Origin of the sequence: Kitasatospora sp. NPDC127116, assembly GCF_042677365.1 — a bacterium.
GTDB lineage: Bacteria > Actinomycetota > Actinomycetes > Streptomycetales > Streptomycetaceae > Kitasatospora > Kitasatospora lactacystinica.
In genome coordinates this window covers 41,872-57,397 of the sequence record NZ_JBHXTL010000056.1, presented here as the reverse complement: position 1 = coordinate 57,397, position 15,526 = coordinate 41,872, and the positions used below count along the sequence as shown (strand labels likewise).

The window sequence follows — 15,526 nt, the reverse complement described above, 5'->3', positions numbered from 1 at the left end:
CTACTGACTCCGCCTCCTTTTCCGGCGCCTTGGTCCACAGCCCGCCCGCCGGGGGGGTGGGGGGGGCGCCGGGGGGGGCCGCCCCGCCGTCGCCCACCATGCTGGGCGGGACCGGCTGCGCCCGGCTTCGGGGCCGGTTGGGATCCGGTATGTCCGCAGGTCGGCGCGGCCGCACCGGGCCGCGCGGGCCGCACCGGGCCCTCCCCGCAGGCCCCCGCACCCCGCCCCGCCTGCGGCCATACCGCTCGCCAGGCGTTCCCGAACCGGGCCCGAAGCCGCGCCCGCGACCCTGGCCGGGAACGCCCGTGCACACCCGCTCCGCCGCGCACGCCCCCGCACAGCGAAGGACGACCGAAGGACGGCCACCATGCCCTGCCCACTCTGCGCCCAGCCCGTCGGCACCAACGACCAGTTCTGCCCCTCCTGCGGCGCCGCCCGGGGCGCCGCCCTCGACCTGGCCGCCGAGGAGCGCAAGCTGGTCACGGTGGTCTTCTGCGACCTGGTCGACTCCACCGCCCTGTCCGGCGCGCTCGATCCGGAGACCCTGCGCGAGGTGATCCTGCGCTACTTCGAGCGGATGCACCGCCGGATCGAGGCGCACGGCGGCACCCTGGAGAAGTTCATCGGGGACGCCGTGATGGCCGTCTTCGGCGTCCCGGTGATCCGCGAGGACGACGCCCACCGGGCGCTGGCCGCCGCCCTCGCCATGCTGGAGGACCTGGAGGACCTCAACACCGAGCTGGACGCCACCCTCGGGGTCCGCCTGGACGTCCGGATCGGTGTCAACACCGGCCAGGTGGTGGCGGGTTCGGACGCCTCGGCGCGCCAGGCGCTGATCTCCGGCGAGACCGTGAACATCGCCGCCCGGCTGCAGACCCGGGCCGCCCCCGGCCAGGTGCTGATCGGCCCGCAGACGCTGCGCGCGGCCGGTCCGGCCGCCCAGGTGGACGAGGTCGGCCCGCTGCACCTCAAGGGCAAGGCCGAGCCGGTCACCGCCTACCGCCTGGTCGCCCTGGACGAGGACGACCCGGAGCTGCTGCGCCGCTTCGACGTCCCGCTGGTCGGCCGGGATCGCGAACTGGCTCAGCTGGACGCCGCGTTGGCGCGGGTGGCGGGCGGCTCGGGGGCCGAGCTGCTGCTGGTCGCCGGCGAGGCCGGAATCGGCAAGACCCGGCTGGTGCGCGAGTGGCGCGAGCGGGTCGGCCGGCGCACCGCGCGCTGCGGCACCGCCCGCTGCCGCAGCTTCGGCGAGCAGGGCACGCTGGCGCCGATCGCCGAGGCGGTCCGGACCCTGCTGGACGAGCCCGGGGGCGCCGCTCCGGCGGAGGCGCTGGCCCGGCTGGACGAGGCGACGGCGCCGGGCCTCGACACCCGCCGCTCGCTGGAGCTGCTGGCCGCGATCCTGCGGGGCCGCACCGTCGAGCGCCCGGCCGTCCTGGTCCTGGACGACTGCCAGTGGGCCGGCCCGGCGCTGGTGGACGCCGCCGGGTGGCTGACGGCCGAGCTCGGCGCGGCCCCCGTGCTGCTGCTCTGCCTGACCCGCCCCGAGCTCCCGGCCGCCCGCCCGGAGCTGCCGGCACTGCCGGTCGGCGGCCTGTCCTGGGACGAATCCGCCCTGCTGGCCGCCCAGTTGACCGAACTGAGCGCCCACCAGGACGCGGTTCCCACCCGGCTGCTGGAGCGCGCCGAGGGCAACCCGCTGCACCTGGAGGAGCTGCTGGCCGCCCTCACCGAGACCGAGGGCCCCGTCCCGACCGACGAACTGCCGCCCACCGGGCGGGCCCTGCTCAGCGCCCGGATCGACGGGCTGGAGCGCGACGAGCGCGCCACCCTCGACCTCGCCGCCGTCCTCGGCCGCGCCTTCACCGCCACCGAACTCGCCGAACTCGCCCACGGCGGCAGCGACCAGGACGCGTTCGCCGACCCGGAGGACGACGTCTTCACCGGCCCGATCGACGGGCTGCCGGCCGGCCCGTCCGCCGGGGGCGACGACACCCCGCCGCGGCTGCACGCCGCGCTGGCCCGGCTGGCCGAGCTGCGGCTGGTCGAACCGGCCGGCACCGGCTACCGGTTCAGCAGCGGCCTGGTCCAGGAGTCCGTCTACCAGTCGATGTCCAAGCGGGCCCGCGCCGAGCGCCACGAGCGCGCCGCCGACCTGCCGGCCGTCCGCTCCACCGGGGACGCCGCCGTCGGCGGCCACCTGGAACGCGCCCACCGCTACCGGCTCGAACTCGGCCTGCTGGACACCCGCACCGACGTGCTGCGCACCCGCGCGGCCGCCGCCCTCGGCGCCGCCGGGGCCGGCGCGCTGGCCCGCGCCGACCTGCCCGCCGCCACCGACCTGCTGGAGCGCGCCGTCCGGCTGCACTACCCGGGCGAGCGCGCCGCGGGCCCCGCGCTGCGCCGCCTCGGCGAGGCCCGGCTGGCGCTCGGCCGCGCCGAGGAGGCGCTGCCCGTCCTCGCCCAGGTGCGGGACGCGGCCGCCGACCCGCTGGACGCCGCGCACGCCCGGCTCGCGCTGGCCGCCCGCGGCCTGCCGCCCGGCCCGGACCAGCCCGCCGCGACCGCCCGCGCCGTCCTGCCGCTGTTCACCGACACCGGGGACGACCTCGGCCGGGCCCGGGCCGGGCTGCGGCTCGCCGAGGAGCAGTTGCTGGCCGGCCGGCACACCGAGGCCGAGCGGCTGCTGGACCAGGCCCTCGACCGGGTCTGCCGCACCGACGCCGAGCTGGACCGGGCCGCCGTGCTGGCCGCACTGGCCGCCTCCCTGCTGGCCGGCCCCGAGCCCGTCCCCAACGCGACCTTCCGGCTGCGCGCCCTGCTCGGCGAGCACGGCACCGGCCGGCGGACCGTGCGGGTCGCGCTGAACGGCCCGCTGGCCGTCCTGCTGGCCCTGCGCGAGCGCCCCGAGGAGGCCGAGCTGCTGCTCGCCGAGGCCAACAGCCTGGCCGGGGAGCTGTCGCTGGCCGAGGCGATGGTGGCGCTGCCCGCGCTGACCGCCCAGGCGGCGGCCGCCCTCGGCCAGAGCGGCCAGGCGCTGGACCTGCTCGCCGACGCCGCCGAGATCGCCCGCCACCAGGGCAGCCCCGCCCCGCTGCCGCGCCTCGCCCTGACCAGCGCACGGGTCCTGCTGGACACCGACCGCCCGGCCCAGGCCGCCCGGCACCTGGACGACGCGGACGCCCTCGCCGCGCTGCCGCCGGTGCTCGCGATCGAACTGGACGCGCTGCGCGGCCGGCTCGCCGCCGCCCGGGGCGAGGCCGCGCCGGCCCTGGACCTGACCGCCGCCGCCCTGGCCGCCGCGGAGGCCACCGAGTCGCTGCTGCTGCAGGCGCTGACCGCGCTCGACCGGGCGCACGCCCTGCTGCTGCTCGACCGCCCCGCCGAGGCCGCGGTGGCCGCCGCCACCGCCCGGGACCGGTTCGCCGCCAAGGGCCACCTGCCGGGCGTGCGGCGGGCCGAGCGGCTCGGGGGCACCCGGTGAGCGGCCCGGCCGGCCTCACCTGGAGCCTGCGCGACCGCACCCCCGCCGACCTGCCGGTGCTCGCCGACGCCGTCGCCCCCGACGGCGAGGAGAGCGGCGGGGGCGGGGGCGGGGGGACCGGCAAGGGCGTACGGGTCTGCGTCGTCGACTCCGGGATCGAGCCCGACCACCCGCTGGTCGGGCCGGTGCAGGGCTCCTGGGCGGTGGCCAGGGACCCGGCCACCAGGGAGCTGGTCGTCCGCCCGGACTCCGCCGGCGACACCTGCGGGCACGGCACCGCCTGCGCCGGCATCATCCGCCGCACCGCCCCGGACTGCGAGCTCTACAGCGTGCGGGTCCTCGGCGAGCGCTTCACCGGCACCGGCGACATGCTGATCGCCGGGCTGCGCTGGGCCGTCGGGCAGCGCTTCGACGTGATCAACCTCAGCCTCTCCACCACCCGGACCCGCTTCCTGGACGAGCTGCACGCGATCGCCGACGACGCCTTCTTCGCCCGTACCGCGATCGTCGCCTCCGCCCACAACACCCCGGTGGAGAGCTACCCGTGGCGGTTCTCCTCGGTCATCTCGGTGGGCAGCCACCAGGAGGACGACCCGCGGCTGCACCTGTACAACCCGGCCCCGCCGGTGGAGTTCTTCGCGCCCGGCCAGAACGTCCGGGTGCCCTGGCTCGGCGGCGCCACGATCCGCACCACCGGCAACAGCTTCGCGACCCCGTACGTGGCCGGGCTCTGCGCCCGCATCCTGTCCCGGCGGCCGAGGCTGACCACCTTCCAGCTGAAGAGCGCGCTCTACCTCACCGCGGCCAACGTCCAGGTCCCTTCCACCCCCACCCCGGAGGCGCCCGATGACCCTCAGCACTGACCCCGCCGTCGACCCGCTGGCCCGCGAGCTGCTCCAGTCCGTGGTGGACGTCGCCCGGGCGATCTTCGGCGCCCAGGCGGGCTCGGTGTGCCTGCTCGACGAGGCGGCCGGGGAGCTGGTCTTCCAGGCCGTCTCCGGGCGCGGCGAGGAGTCGCTGGTGGGCCGCCGCTTCCCGGCCGGCCGGGGGATCGCCGGCTGGGTGGCCGCCTCGGGCGAGCCGATGGTGGTGGACGACCTGGGCGCCGACCGCACCTTCGACCGGGACTTCGCCGAGTCCACCGCGTACGTCCCGACCGCCCTGATGGCCGCGCCGCTCACCCACGGCAGCCGGGTGCTCGGCGTCCTGGAGGTGCTGGACCCGGCCCCGCAGGCCCGCGCCAGCCTGCCCGAGCTGGACCTGCTGGCGATGTTCGCCCGCCAGGCCGCCGCCGCCCTGCGGGTGATCGCCGAGCGCTCCCCCGCCCCGGCGCCGGCCCCCGACCGCGCCGCCGCCCTCGGCCTGCTCGCCGACCTGGAGGAGCTGTTGCGCCGTCAGCCCTGAGCGCCCCGGGCACCCAGGGCGTCCCGGGCGTCCCGGGCCGGGGTCAGCCGGGCGATCTGCCCGCGCTCCAGCGCCGCGTACACCGTGCCGTCCGGGGCGACGGCGATGCCGTGCGGCTCGGCGCCCGCGCCCGGGACGGGGTGGCCGTCGAGCCGCCCGTCGGGGGTGAGCACCCCGATCCGGCCGGCGCCCCACTCGGTGAACCAGAGCGCCCCGTCCGGTCCGGCCGCGACGGCGTGCGGCCTGGCCGAGCGGTCGGCCAGCGGATGCTCGGTCACCTTCCCGTCCACGGTGATCCGCCCGACCAGCCCGCCGCCGATCCCGACGTACCAGAGCGCGCCGTCCGCCCCGGCGGTGATCCCGACCGGCGCGGTGCCCTCGGTGGGCAGCCGGTGGACGGTCACCGCGCCGTCGGTGCCGACCCTCGCCACCGCGTCCGCCTGGTTGAGCGTGCACCACAGTGCCCCGTCCGGCCCGGCCGTGATCAGCGACGGGAAGGCACCGTCGACCGGCAGCGGGTACTGCGTCACCTCGCCGTCCACGGTGATCCGCCCGACCCGGTCGGCGTTCAGCTCGGTGAACCAGAGCGCCCCGTCCGGCCCCGCGGCGATCCCGTACGGGCCGGGGTCCTCGCCCGGCAGCTCGAACGAGCGGGCCCGCCCGCGGACGTCGATCCGCCCGATCCGGTGGTCCCGCATCCGGCTGAACCAGAGCGCCCCGTCCGGGCCCGCCGTGATCACCGCGGGCCCGCACCCGGGCGCCCCGAGGCCGTAGCGCCGCACCGTCCCGTCCGGGGCGAGCCGCCCGATCTCCCCGCTGTGCACCAGCGTGAACCAGACGCCCCCGTCGGGCCCCACGGCGACCCCGTACGGCCCGGCTCCCGCCTCGGCCACCTCGAACAGTTCCATGCGACCCCTCCCGAAGCACTATTGCGACTCATGTCGCATTAGCAATGCTCACATGATCCCCCGGCCGACGGCAACCCGCTTTCCGCTCCGCCCGGCCGGCTGCTCAGCGGTCCGGCGCCGCCGACCGGTCCGGATCCCCGCGCAGCACCGAGACGACGCCCATTCCGGCCGCGCAGACCGGGACGGCGAGCAGGGCGCCGATGATGCCGGCGATGCCGGCGCCGGCCACCACGGCGACCATGATGGTCGCCGGGTGCAGCTCCACCGTGCGGCTCTGGATCACCGGCTGGAGGATGTTCCCCTCGATCATCTGCACCGTGAGCACCACGCCGAGCGCCCACAGCGCCGTACCGATGCCGCCGTCGGCGAGGGCGACCAGGACCGCCGCCGTGCCGGACAGGAAGGCCCCGACGAAGGGGATGTAGGCGCCCATGAAGACCAGCGCGCCCAGCCCCGGCGCGCCCGGCACACCGAGGGCGAGCAGGCCGATGGTGATGAAGCTCGCGTCGATCAGGGCGATCAGGGTGGTGCCGCGCATGAACCCGGCCATCGCGTCGAAGGCCCGCCCGGCGCAGGCGATCACGGTGGTGGCGCTGCGCTCGGGCAGGTAGGAGCGGATGACGTCGCCGGTGCGGTGGCCGTCCCGCAGGAAGAAGAACACCAGGGCGAGCGCCAGCACCCCGCCGGTGATCAGCTGGGTGAGCAGGCCGAGCCCGGAGAGCACGCCGTTGGTGAGGGTGGACACCAGCGAATTGGTCTCGCCCTTGGCGTTGCTCAGCGCGTGCTGGATCTTCGACCCGAAGGGGCCGAGCCAGCCGGCCAGCCGCCGCCCGGCCTCCGGGAGCGAGGCGGCGATCTGCGGGGCGCTGTGCACCAGGGAGTTGACCAGCAGGGCGATCACCCCGCCGACCGCCGTGACCAGCACCGTGCAGGTCAGCCCGGCGGCCAGGCCCCGCCCGACGCCCCGGCGCACCAGCCAGGGCACCACCGGGTAGAGCAGCGAGGTCCCGAGCAGGGCCAGCAGGAACGGCACGGTCGCGGCCCGCAGTTCGACCAGCGCGAAGACCACCAGCGAGGCGACGGCGATCAGCAGGATCACCGCCAGCGACCAGGCCGCCGCCTGCCGCAGCGCCGGGGGCAGCATCAGGTACGGCCTGCGGTGGTCCGGCCGCCGCTCCTCGCCGGGCGCGCGCTCCACGGACACGGTCGCCTCCGCCGGGGTCTCGACGATTCCGGACCGCCCCAGCTCAGCAGAGGTTCCGACGGCCCGCGCGGCGGATCGGCCGGGAGCACCCGAACGAGCTACCCGGGGGCCTCGAACCGCACCGCGCTGTCCTCGCCCGCCCCCGCGAAGACCAGTACCCGCTGCGCCTCGGCCTCGGCGGCCCGCCGGTCGGCCGGACGCAGCGGGGCGAACGGGGCGACGGTCACCTCCCGGTCGCCGGTCAGCCGCCAGGTCCCGGCGACCAGCCCGTCCACCAGGAGGGTTCCGTGCACGATGCCGTTGCGGGTCATCACCCGGCCCCGGTGCTCCTCGGACAGCACCCGGGTGCGGTCCGCGTGCGAGAGCAGCAGGTTGTCGAACGGGGCGACCAGCCGGACCGGCGCGGGGGTGTCCTCGTCGGGGCGGGGCGCCTCGGGCAGGTCGTACAGCTGCCGGCCCTGTTCGTCCCGGAAGGCCCGCAGGCTCGGTGCGAGCCGCCGCAGCACCGGGGCGAGGCCGGCCAGGCCGCACCACTGGCGCAGGTCGGCCGCGGAGGCGGGGCCGAACGCGGCGAGGTAGCGCAGCACCAGGCCGTCCGGGCCGGGTGACGGGTCGAGCGGGCGGCCGAGCCAGGCCTCGGCGGTGGTGTGGGCGGCCGGTCCGCCGCGCCCCCACAGCCCGCGCGGCGGGACCTGCACCAGCGGCAGCCGGCAGCGGGCGGCCTGGGCGAGGGCGGCCGGGTCGCGCTCCGGGCGGCTCGCGGCGAGCAGCGCGCCGAGCTGCTGGAAGGTGCGCGGCCGCTCCTCGACCAGGGTGCGGGCCTCGGCGGCGAGCGCGTCCAGGTCCAGGCCGGTCAGCCGCTTCCCGAAGGTGGTGCGCATCGCCTGGTCCAGCATCGGCTGGAGGAGCGGGCGCAGCGTCAGGCAGTCCTCGGCGGTGACGAGGTGGATGGTGCCGCGCTGGAGGGCGGTGCGGACCACCGCCCGCTGCTCGATCAGGGTGCTCAGCCGCTCGGGCGTGAAGCCGTCGAGCCGGGCCAGCAGTCCGAGGTAGGGCGGCTGGGGTGCGGCCTGGGCCTGGAGGCCGCCGAGGTGGTGGATCAGTGCGGCGGGCTGCTGGTCGGTGCGGGCGAGCAGGTGCTGACGGGCCAGCAGGGCCCGGCCGAGCGCCCGTCGGCTCAGGACCGGTGCGGTCACCGGCGGCCGTCCAGCACGGAGCGCAGGACGCCGATCCGGTTGGAGGTGATGGAGGCGACGCCGCTCTCGCGCAGCCGGCGCATGGTGCGGCGCAGGTCGGCGGTCCAGGTGGAGACGGCGAGCCCCTGCTCCGCCGCGGCGGCGGTGAACGCGGGGGTGACCAGGCCGAACGGCGGGTTGAGGTAGCGCGGGCGCAGGTCGTCCAGCAGGGCGCGCACGGGCATCCCGGGCTGCTTCCAGGTGAGGGCGATCTCGGCGTCCGGGCTCAGTTCGCGCACCGCGAGCATGGCGGTGGTGGGGCCGCAGAAGGCGACCGCGCGTTCGGCGCCGAGCCCGGTGACCACCGACCAGGTCGCCGCGGCCGGTCCGGCGTCGTCCAGGTCGATCAGCAGCCTGCGGCCGTCGACGGCGGCGACCGCCTTGATCGCCTCGGCGAGGGTGGGGACGGTCAGCGGGCCCTGTCGCAGCTCCTCCAGCTGGTCGGCGGTGACCCGGTCGATCGACCGCGGGTCGCGCCAGAGCCGCTCCAGGGTTTCGTCGTGCAGCAGCACGGGCACCCGGTCGCGGGTGAGCCGGACGTCCACCTCGACGGCGTCGGCCCCGGCGGCGAGCGCGGACTCGACGGAGGGCAGGGTGTTCTCGCGGTGGCGGTAGGGGTCGCCGCGGTGGGCGACGGCGAGCGGTTTGGCCATGGCGTTCAACGGATCCTTCCGGCGAGCCAGGGGGTGAGGTCGTGGACGCCGATGGCCTCGCGGTGGCTCGGCTCCCCCGGGACGGTGACGATCAGCGTGGTGGACGGCGGGAAGGTGCGCGCCTTGACGTGCACCAGGTCGGACCAGAGGGCGTTCAGGAAGCCGGGGACGCGGTCGCGGTCGACGTCGAAGGCGATGCCCTCGACGGTCACGGTGACCTCGTCGTGGGTGAACAGCCGGACGGTGACGGCGGGCCGGCCGTCGAACTCCAGCAGCGCCTCGTGCGGGAGGGCGTCCGGTTCCCCGTCGGGACCGCCCGGGCCGACCAGCCCGGCGAAGGTCCGGTCGCGGCCGATGTCGTGCTGGGCGCGGACGGTGCGGCCGTGCCGGGCGGCCACGGCCTCGATCGCGAGCACGGCGCTCTGGGTGGTCGGCAGGTGCGGGGGTGGCATCCGGGCCTCTCCTTCGGTTCCGGGGCTCGTGGGGCTCGTGGGCCGGGGCGGCCCGTGCTCGGGCGACGGGCCCCGACTAGCGTCGTTCGACCATCACATTGGTGGACTTGATGACCGCCGTGGCGGGTGCGCCGGGGACCAGGTTCAGCTCCTCCGCCGACTCCCGGCTGATCAGGGACACCACCCGGAACGGCCCGGCCTGGATCTCCACCTGCGCGGCCACGTCGCCGAGCACCACGTGGGTGACGATCCCCGGGAAGCGGTTGCGCGCCGAGGACGGCCGGCCCTCCGCCTCGGAGTTCTCCGGCCGGGCCAGCTCCCGGGCGAAGGCGGCGAGCTCGGCACCCGGGATGATCCGGTGCCCGTGCTCGTCCCGCGCGGCGGCGACCCGCCCGGCGTCCACCCAGCGCCGCATGGTGTCGGCGCTGACGCCGAGCAGCGCCGCGGCCTCGCCGATGCGGTACGGGTTGGCCGGCACCTCGGGCTGGCCCATGAGCGTCTCCTGACGGTGGTTCTGATTCCCGGGGCGAGTGCCCCTGCGCCATCCTGCCGTACGGACGGCGCGGGTGATCACGCGAGGGCGGTCACGGCTCGCCGAAGAGGTCGCGCCGCACCGCGTCCCCGGCGGTGAGCACCGCCCCGGCGAGCACCGCGCCGCCGCCCGCCGTGCCGGCCCGAACCTCGGTGCTCAGCGGGGAGAGCCGGGCCAGCCGCCGCTCGACCCGTCCGGCCAGCTCCGGGCCGCCGGCCCGGCCGACCTCGCCGCCGAGCACCACGCAGCCGGGGTCCAGCACCACGCAGACGCTCGCCGCACCGATCGCGATCCGCTCGGCCAGCTCGTCCAGGAAGACCTCGCCCGCCGAGCCGGCCGCCAGGGCGGCCCGTACGGCGGCCTCGGCGGCGGGGGCGTCCCCGGCCGGGCCGGCGGGCAGCCCGTGGGCGCGGGCCAGCGCGCAGATCGCGGCGCTGCCGACCAGGCTGTGGAAGCCGCCCTCGCAGCTGTCGGCGCTGGGCAGGGCGACGGTGCCGGGAACGGGCAGGAAGCAGATCTCGCCGGTGCCGCCGGAGAAGCCCCGGCGCAGCCGCCCGTCCAGGATCACGGCGGCGCCGACGCTGTGGCCGAGCCACAGCAGCACGAAGGTGTCGCGGTCGCGCGCGGCACCGACCCGGTACTCGGCCCGCCCGGCCAGGTTGACCTCGTTCTCCAGGATCACCTCGGTGCCGGGCAGCTCGCGCAGCGCGGCGAGGAGTTCGGCGTGCCAGGCGGGGAGCTTGCCGGTGCTCTGCAGCCGGCCGGTGGCCTGGTCGACCAGTCCGGGGGCGCCGACCGCGACGGTGTGCAGCCGTTCGACGCCGACGCCGCGCGCGGTGTCCAGCAGGGCGGCGACGATGGTCCCGGCGGTGTCCGGCCCGCCGTCGCCCTCGACCGGGACCTCGGCGGTGGCCAGGCCGCGGCCAGCCAGGTCGGCGACGACCAGGCTGACGCCGCCGGAGCGGACGTCGAAGGCGGCGAGGTGGGCCCGGGAGGCGACCAGCGCGTAGAGCCGGGCGTTGGGGCCGCGCCGCTGTTCGCCGCGCTCGCCGACGACGGCCACCAGTCCGGTGCGCTGGAGGCGTTCGAGCAGGTCGGCGACGGTCGGCCGGGAGAGGCCGGTGAGGTCGCGCAGCTCGGTCGCGGTCAGGGGGCCCTGTTCGAGCAGGAGGTTGAGCGCCAACCGGTCGTTGATCGCCCGGGCGGTACTCGGCGTGGCCGTACGCGCGGTGGTCATGGCAGCTCATCCTTCCAGAGCATTTCTATCAGGGTCCCTTCCTGATAATTTAGCGACCGTCACAGGGCACTGTCGCGCCCCTCACCGCGCGACCGGGAGGGAAGAACCCATGAGCGGAACCACCGCACCACCACCGCCGGAGCCGTTGGCCGCGCCCCGCCGGGCCCGGAGGAGCATCGCCCTGACCTTCCTGGTGCACGGGGCCGTCACCGGCAGCTTCGTCACCCGCATCCCCTGGATCCAGCACCACCTCGACCTCTCGACCGGCCAGCTCGGCCTGGCCCTGGTCATGCCCGCCGTCGGCTCCTCCCTCGCCATGCCGCTGGCCGGCCGCTTCGTGCACCGCTACGGCGGCCGGGCCGCGGTGCGCGGGCTGATCTCGCTCTGGTGCCTGTCCCTCGCCCTGCCCGCACTCGCCCCCTCGCTGCCGGTGCTGTGCGCGGCCCTGCTGGTGTACGGCGCCACCTCCGGGATGGCCGACGTCGCGATGAACGCCCAGGGCGTGGAGATCGAGGAGCGGCTCGGCCGCTCGATCATGTCCGGGCTGCACGGGATGTGGAGCGCGGGCGGGCTGCTGGCCTCCCCCTTCGGCATCCTCGCCGCCCACCTGGACCTCGACGCCCGGATCCAGCTCGCCGTCACCGCGCTGGTCCTGCTCGCGCTCGCCCAGCCCGTCTGCCGCGGCCTGCCCGACCTCCGGGCGCACGAGGGCGCGGAGGAGCCGCCGCGGTTCGCGCTGCCGCCGCGCAGCTCGCTGGTGATCGGACTGGTCGGCTTCTGCGCGGTCTTCGCCGAGGGCGCCTCGATGGACTGGAGCGGCGTCTACCTGCGGGACGTCACCGGCGCCTCGGCCACCGTCGCCGCCGCCTCGTACACCGCCTTCTCGCTCACCATGGCGGTCAGCCGGCTCGCCGGGGACGCGGCGATCCGCCGCCTCGGCGCCGTCCGCACCACCCGCATCGGCGGCGCCGTCGCCACCGTCGGCGGCCTGCTGGTGGTCGCCGCGGACAGCCCGGCACTGGCCATCCCCGGCTTCGCCCTCATCGGCATCGGCATCGCGGTGATCGTCCCGCTCGCCTTCGCCGCGGCCGGCCGGATCGGCACCAACCCCAGCCAGGCCATCGCGGGCGTCGCCACCGTCACCTACACCTCCGGCCTGATCGCCCCCGCGGTCATCGGCGCCCTCGCCCAGGCCACCTCGCTGACCGTCTCCTTCGGCCTGGTCACCGCGCTCGCCTGCGCCCTGCTGCTGAGCGCCGGGGCGCTGCGGCTGGCCGAACGGAATTCCGGCGGTGAGAACGTGACCGCAATGTCACCGGAAAAGCCTTCCGGAAAAGATCTCTCCGCGATATGATGATGAATTCCTGAGGGAATTTCCCGCTAAGGTCTCGAACCGCCGGGCGCACACCGCGCCCGGCGGTTTTCGTGCTCCGCGAGAGGAATTCCCCCGTGTGCTACGACCCGGACGCCGCCCCGCCCGTCCTCGGCCCCGCCCCGTGGCCCCTGGCCGAGGCCGCCCCACTCACCCTGACCTCGGCCGACGGCACCCGGTTCGGTGCCTTCCTGGCCCGGCCGGAGACCGCCACCGGGCCCGGAGTGCTCGTCCTGCCGGACAACAGGGGCCTCTCCCCGTTCTACCGCCGGACCGCCGCCCGGCTCGCCGAACACGGCCACCCGGCCCTCGTCCTCGACTATTACGGCCGCACCGCCGGAGCCGCCCCGGAAAAGCGCCCGGCGGAATTCGGCGAAATGCCGAACCTGCTCCCCCACCTGCTCGCGCTCACCCCCGCAGGACTGGACGCCGACATCACCGCCGCACTGGAACGGCTGCGCGCCGCCGGGCCCGCCGAGGTGGTCGCGCTCGGCTTCTGCTTCGGCGGCCGACAGGCCTTCCGCACCGCCGCCCCGCGCTTCGGCCTGGCCGGCGCGGTCGGCTACTACGGCTACCCGGACACCCTCAACGGCGCCCCCGGGCCCACCCAACTGGCCGGGGGGCTGACCGCCCCGGTGCTCGCCTTCTGGGGCGGCGCCGACGAGCACATCCCGGCCGCCGCCGTCGAGGCCTTCGACGCGGCGCTCACCGCGGCCGGCTGCCCCCACGAGTTCGTCAGCTATCCGGGGGCACCCCACAACTTCTTCGAGCTCGCCGCCGTCGAACACGCCGACGCGGCCCGCGACTCGTGGCAGCGCCTGCTGGGGTTCCTCTCCCGACCGAGCTGAGGTCCGTCCCGCGGGTCGGCCCGGGGCGCCGGCGGGGCCCGGGCACCGGTTAGGCTCGGGCGGTGTTCGAGCCCGATGCCGTTCCCGTGCCGCCCGCCGTGCCGCAGGCGCCCGCCGTCGCACCGCGTTCCCCGTGGTGGCGGTTCGCGCTGCTGGTGGTGGTGCTCGCGGCGACGGCCGGGTCGCTGCTGCTGTGGAGCCCGACGGAGCTGCTGTCCGGCGGGCTGGCGGACCGGATGCCGGGGTACTGGTTCGGCCCGCTGTTCGCCCTGGTCTACGCGGTGGGGACGCTCGCCTTCGTACCCCGGCCGGCGCTGAACGCGGTGGCCGGTCTGCTGCTCGGCATCCAGCAGGGCGTGCTGCTGGCCGTGCTCGGCACCACCGTGGGCGCGGCCCTGGCCTTCGGGCTCGGCCGGGGCCTCGGCCGGGAGGCGCTGCGCCCGTACCTGCGCGGGAAGGTGCTCGGGGCGCTGGACCGGCGGTTCACCGAGCAGGGCTTCCGCAGCGTGCTGGTGCTGCGGCTGCTGCCCGGGATGCCGTTCCAGGCGGCCAACTACGGCGCCGCGTTCTCCGGGGTCCGCTTCCTGCCCTTCGTGCTGGCCACCGCGATCGGCGTGGTGCCGACCACCGCGGTGTACGTCACGGCGGCGGCCAGCGCGGGCCGGCCGGGCTCGGCGGCCTTCCTGCTGTCGGCGGGGGTGATCGCCCTGCTGGTGCTGGGCAGCGTGGTGGGCCTCTGGCGGACGGTCCGGACCCGCCACCGGGCGACGGCCGGCTGAGCCGCTCCACGGGGCCGGCAGCAGAGCCGGGAGCAAAATCGCTCGCGCCCGCGCGCGACCGGACGCCAGGATGGCGCGCATGACCGAACCGAACCCGCGGGTGGACCCGCCGATGACGGCCGACGAGGCCGCCACCCTGACCGCCTTCCTCGACTACCACCGCCGCACCCTCGCCCTCAAGTGCGAGGGTCTGACCGACGACCAGCTGCGGCTGCGCTCCGTCCCGCCGTCGAGCCTCTCGCTGCTGGGCCTGGTCCGGCACATGGCCGAGGTGGAGCTGTACTGGTTCCAGTCCGTCCTGCTCGGCCGGGAGATCACCGGGCACTTCTGGACCGAGGAGCACGAGGACGCCGACTTCGACGACGTCGACACCGCCGACGTCGCGGCCGACTTCGCCACCTGGCGCGCCGAGGTCGAGGCCGCCCGCCTCGCCGTCGCCGGCCTGCCGCTGGACACCGTCGGCAAGAACCCGCGCCGGGGACAGCCGGTGACGCTGCGCTGGATCCTCACCCACATGATCGAGGAGTACGCGCGACACAACGGCCACGCGGATCTTCTGCGCGAATTGATCGACGGCGCGACCGGCGAGTGACGCGACGGGTGAAATCGTTTCCTCATTGTTGACAGAAGGTCAATTAAGCCGTGACCGCGACCGATAAGGTCAACGCGCGCAACCGTACGGTGCCGCGCCGCGTCACTGGAAGTGCCCGGGTTCGCCCGGGTTTCCGGCGCGGCACGACTCGTACGGGGGTTGCGAGCGGGCACGGGACCGGTGAACAGTGCGATACTCGGACAGTTCCGACGAGTGGATGACGTGTCAAGAACGGCACGCGACCCCGGGGGACCAGGACGGGACGAGGCAGGGAGGCGCGGCATGGGAGCACTTCGCGACGAGCACCACAACGGGTGGCTGATGCCCTCGGGGAACTACCCGGCCGCGGTGTACGACGACGAGTGGGTGGATCAGGAGACGGTTCCGGCCGCCCCCGCGCCCACGAAGATCGTCTCCCTGCGGCCGACGGGCTTCGAGGCGGCCCGGACGGTCGGTGAGCACATCCGGGCGAGCATCCCGGTGGTCATGGACCTCACCGAGATGAACGAGGCCGAGGCCAAGCGCATGGTCGACTTCGCCTCCGGGCTGATCTTCGGCACCAGGGGCGGCATCGAGCGGATCGCCCGGAGGGTCTTCCTGCTCACCCCGGCCGACGTCGAGGTCATGGTGATCGACCGCCCGATGGACGAGACCGGCTTCTACAACCAGAGCTGAGCCGCCGCCCGGCGACGGCTGAAGCTCCGGCCGACAGCGGCGGCACCCCGGACCGGGGACGGTACACCCACCGTCCCCGGTTTTTTGCTGCCCGCCCACCGAGACCCGACGCCTCACCTGAGAGCCCGAACAAAAGAATGAGACATCCGCG

The 15,526-nt window shown here is 76.0% G+C and carries 15 protein-coding genes; 8 read left to right on the top strand and 7 right to left on the bottom strand.

What is annotated here, in order from left to right; translation table 11 throughout:
* Nucleotides 1–367: 367 nt before the first annotated feature.
* The 3 genes from ACFVHV_RS22560 to ACFVHV_RS22550 are packed head-to-tail and all read left to right on the top strand — an operon-like array spanning nt 368 to nt 4,888.
* Nucleotides 368–3,484: an adenylate/guanylate cyclase domain-containing protein gene (locus tag ACFVHV_RS22560; protein ID WP_380352958.1), complete on the top strand. Its 3,117-nt coding sequence runs from the start codon at nt 368–370 to the stop codon at nt 3,482–3,484.
* Nucleotides 3,481–4,347 carry a S8 family serine peptidase gene (locus tag ACFVHV_RS22555; protein WP_380352956.1) on the top strand — a complete coding sequence of 289 codons (867 nt, stop codon included), beginning with the start codon at nt 3,481–3,483 and terminating at the stop codon, nt 4,345–4,347. The genes ACFVHV_RS22560 and ACFVHV_RS22555 overlap by 4 nt, the downstream gene beginning before the upstream one ends.
* Complete coding sequence (locus tag ACFVHV_RS22550; protein WP_359913624.1) at nt 4,331–4,888, top strand: GAF domain-containing protein; 558 nt, start codon at nt 4,331–4,333, stop codon at nt 4,886–4,888. Before ACFVHV_RS22555 ends, ACFVHV_RS22550 begins: the two co-directional genes overlap by 17 nt.
* Here ACFVHV_RS22550 and ACFVHV_RS22545 read toward each other — a convergent pair.
* The 7 genes from ACFVHV_RS22545 to ACFVHV_RS22515 all read right to left on the bottom strand — a co-directional run bounded on the left by ACFVHV_RS22545 (nt 4,879) and on the right by ACFVHV_RS22515 (nt 11,109).
* Nucleotides 4,879–5,796, bottom strand: coding sequence for a virginiamycin B lyase (locus ACFVHV_RS22545; protein WP_380352954.1), 918 nt, complete (start codon nt 5,794–5,796; stop codon nt 4,879–4,881). The genes ACFVHV_RS22550 and ACFVHV_RS22545 overlap by 10 nt on opposite strands.
* 103 nt (nt 5,797–5,899) lie before the next feature.
* Complete coding sequence (locus ACFVHV_RS22540; protein ID WP_359913630.1) at nt 5,900–7,000, bottom strand: AI-2E family transporter; 1,101 nt, start codon at nt 6,998–7,000, stop codon at nt 5,900–5,902.
* A 98-nt stretch (nt 7,001–7,098) separates the two neighbouring features.
* Nucleotides 7,099–8,196 carry a winged helix DNA-binding domain-containing protein gene (locus tag ACFVHV_RS22535; RefSeq protein ID WP_380352952.1) on the bottom strand — a complete coding sequence of 366 codons (1,098 nt, stop codon included), beginning with the start codon at nt 8,194–8,196 and terminating at the stop codon, nt 7,099–7,101.
* A complete protein-coding gene (locus ACFVHV_RS22530; protein WP_359913635.1) occupies nt 8,193–8,888 on the bottom strand; it encodes a glycerophosphodiester phosphodiesterase in 696 nt (231 codons plus the stop codon). Before ACFVHV_RS22530 ends, ACFVHV_RS22535 begins: the two co-directional genes overlap by 4 nt.
* A 5-nt stretch (nt 8,889–8,893) precedes the next feature.
* Complete coding sequence (locus ACFVHV_RS22525; RefSeq protein ID WP_359913638.1) at nt 8,894–9,340, bottom strand: hypothetical protein; 447 nt, start codon at nt 9,338–9,340, stop codon at nt 8,894–8,896.
* Nucleotides 9,341–9,416: 76 nt separating this feature from the next.
* On the bottom strand, nt 9,417–9,833 hold the full coding sequence (locus ACFVHV_RS22520) for a TOBE domain-containing protein (RefSeq protein ID WP_359913640.1): 417 nt from the start codon (nt 9,831–9,833) through the stop codon (nt 9,417–9,419).
* Between the two features lie 91 nt (nt 9,834–9,924).
* On the bottom strand, nt 9,925–11,109 hold the full coding sequence (locus ACFVHV_RS22515) for an ROK family transcriptional regulator (protein WP_380352950.1): 1,185 nt from the start codon (nt 11,107–11,109) through the stop codon (nt 9,925–9,927).
* A gap of 109 nt (nt 11,110–11,218) precedes the next feature.
* Here ACFVHV_RS22515 and ACFVHV_RS22510 point away from each other — a divergent pair, with 109 nt between their 5' ends.
* From ACFVHV_RS22510 to ACFVHV_RS22490, 5 genes are all read left to right on the top strand, one after another.
* Nucleotides 11,219–12,463, top strand: a complete 1,245-nt coding sequence (locus ACFVHV_RS22510; protein ID WP_380352949.1) for an MFS transporter — start codon at nt 11,219–11,221, stop codon at nt 12,461–12,463.
* Nucleotides 12,464–12,558: 95 nt separating this feature from the next.
* A complete protein-coding gene (locus tag ACFVHV_RS22505; RefSeq protein ID WP_380352947.1) occupies nt 12,559–13,329 on the top strand; it encodes a dienelactone hydrolase family protein in 771 nt (256 codons plus the stop codon).
* A 62-nt stretch (nt 13,330–13,391) separates the two neighbouring features.
* Complete coding sequence (locus tag ACFVHV_RS22500; protein ID WP_380352945.1) at nt 13,392–14,108, top strand: TVP38/TMEM64 family protein; 717 nt, start codon at nt 13,392–13,394, stop codon at nt 14,106–14,108.
* 79 nt (nt 14,109–14,187) lie between these two features.
* Complete coding sequence (locus ACFVHV_RS22495; RefSeq protein ID WP_380352943.1) at nt 14,188–14,700, top strand: DinB family protein; 513 nt, start codon at nt 14,188–14,190, stop codon at nt 14,698–14,700.
* 282 nt (nt 14,701–14,982) lie between these two features.
* Nucleotides 14,983–15,375, top strand: a complete 393-nt coding sequence (locus tag ACFVHV_RS22490; protein WP_359913654.1) for a cell division protein SepF — start codon at nt 14,983–14,985, stop codon at nt 15,373–15,375.
* Nucleotides 15,376–15,526: the final 151 nt, after the last annotated feature.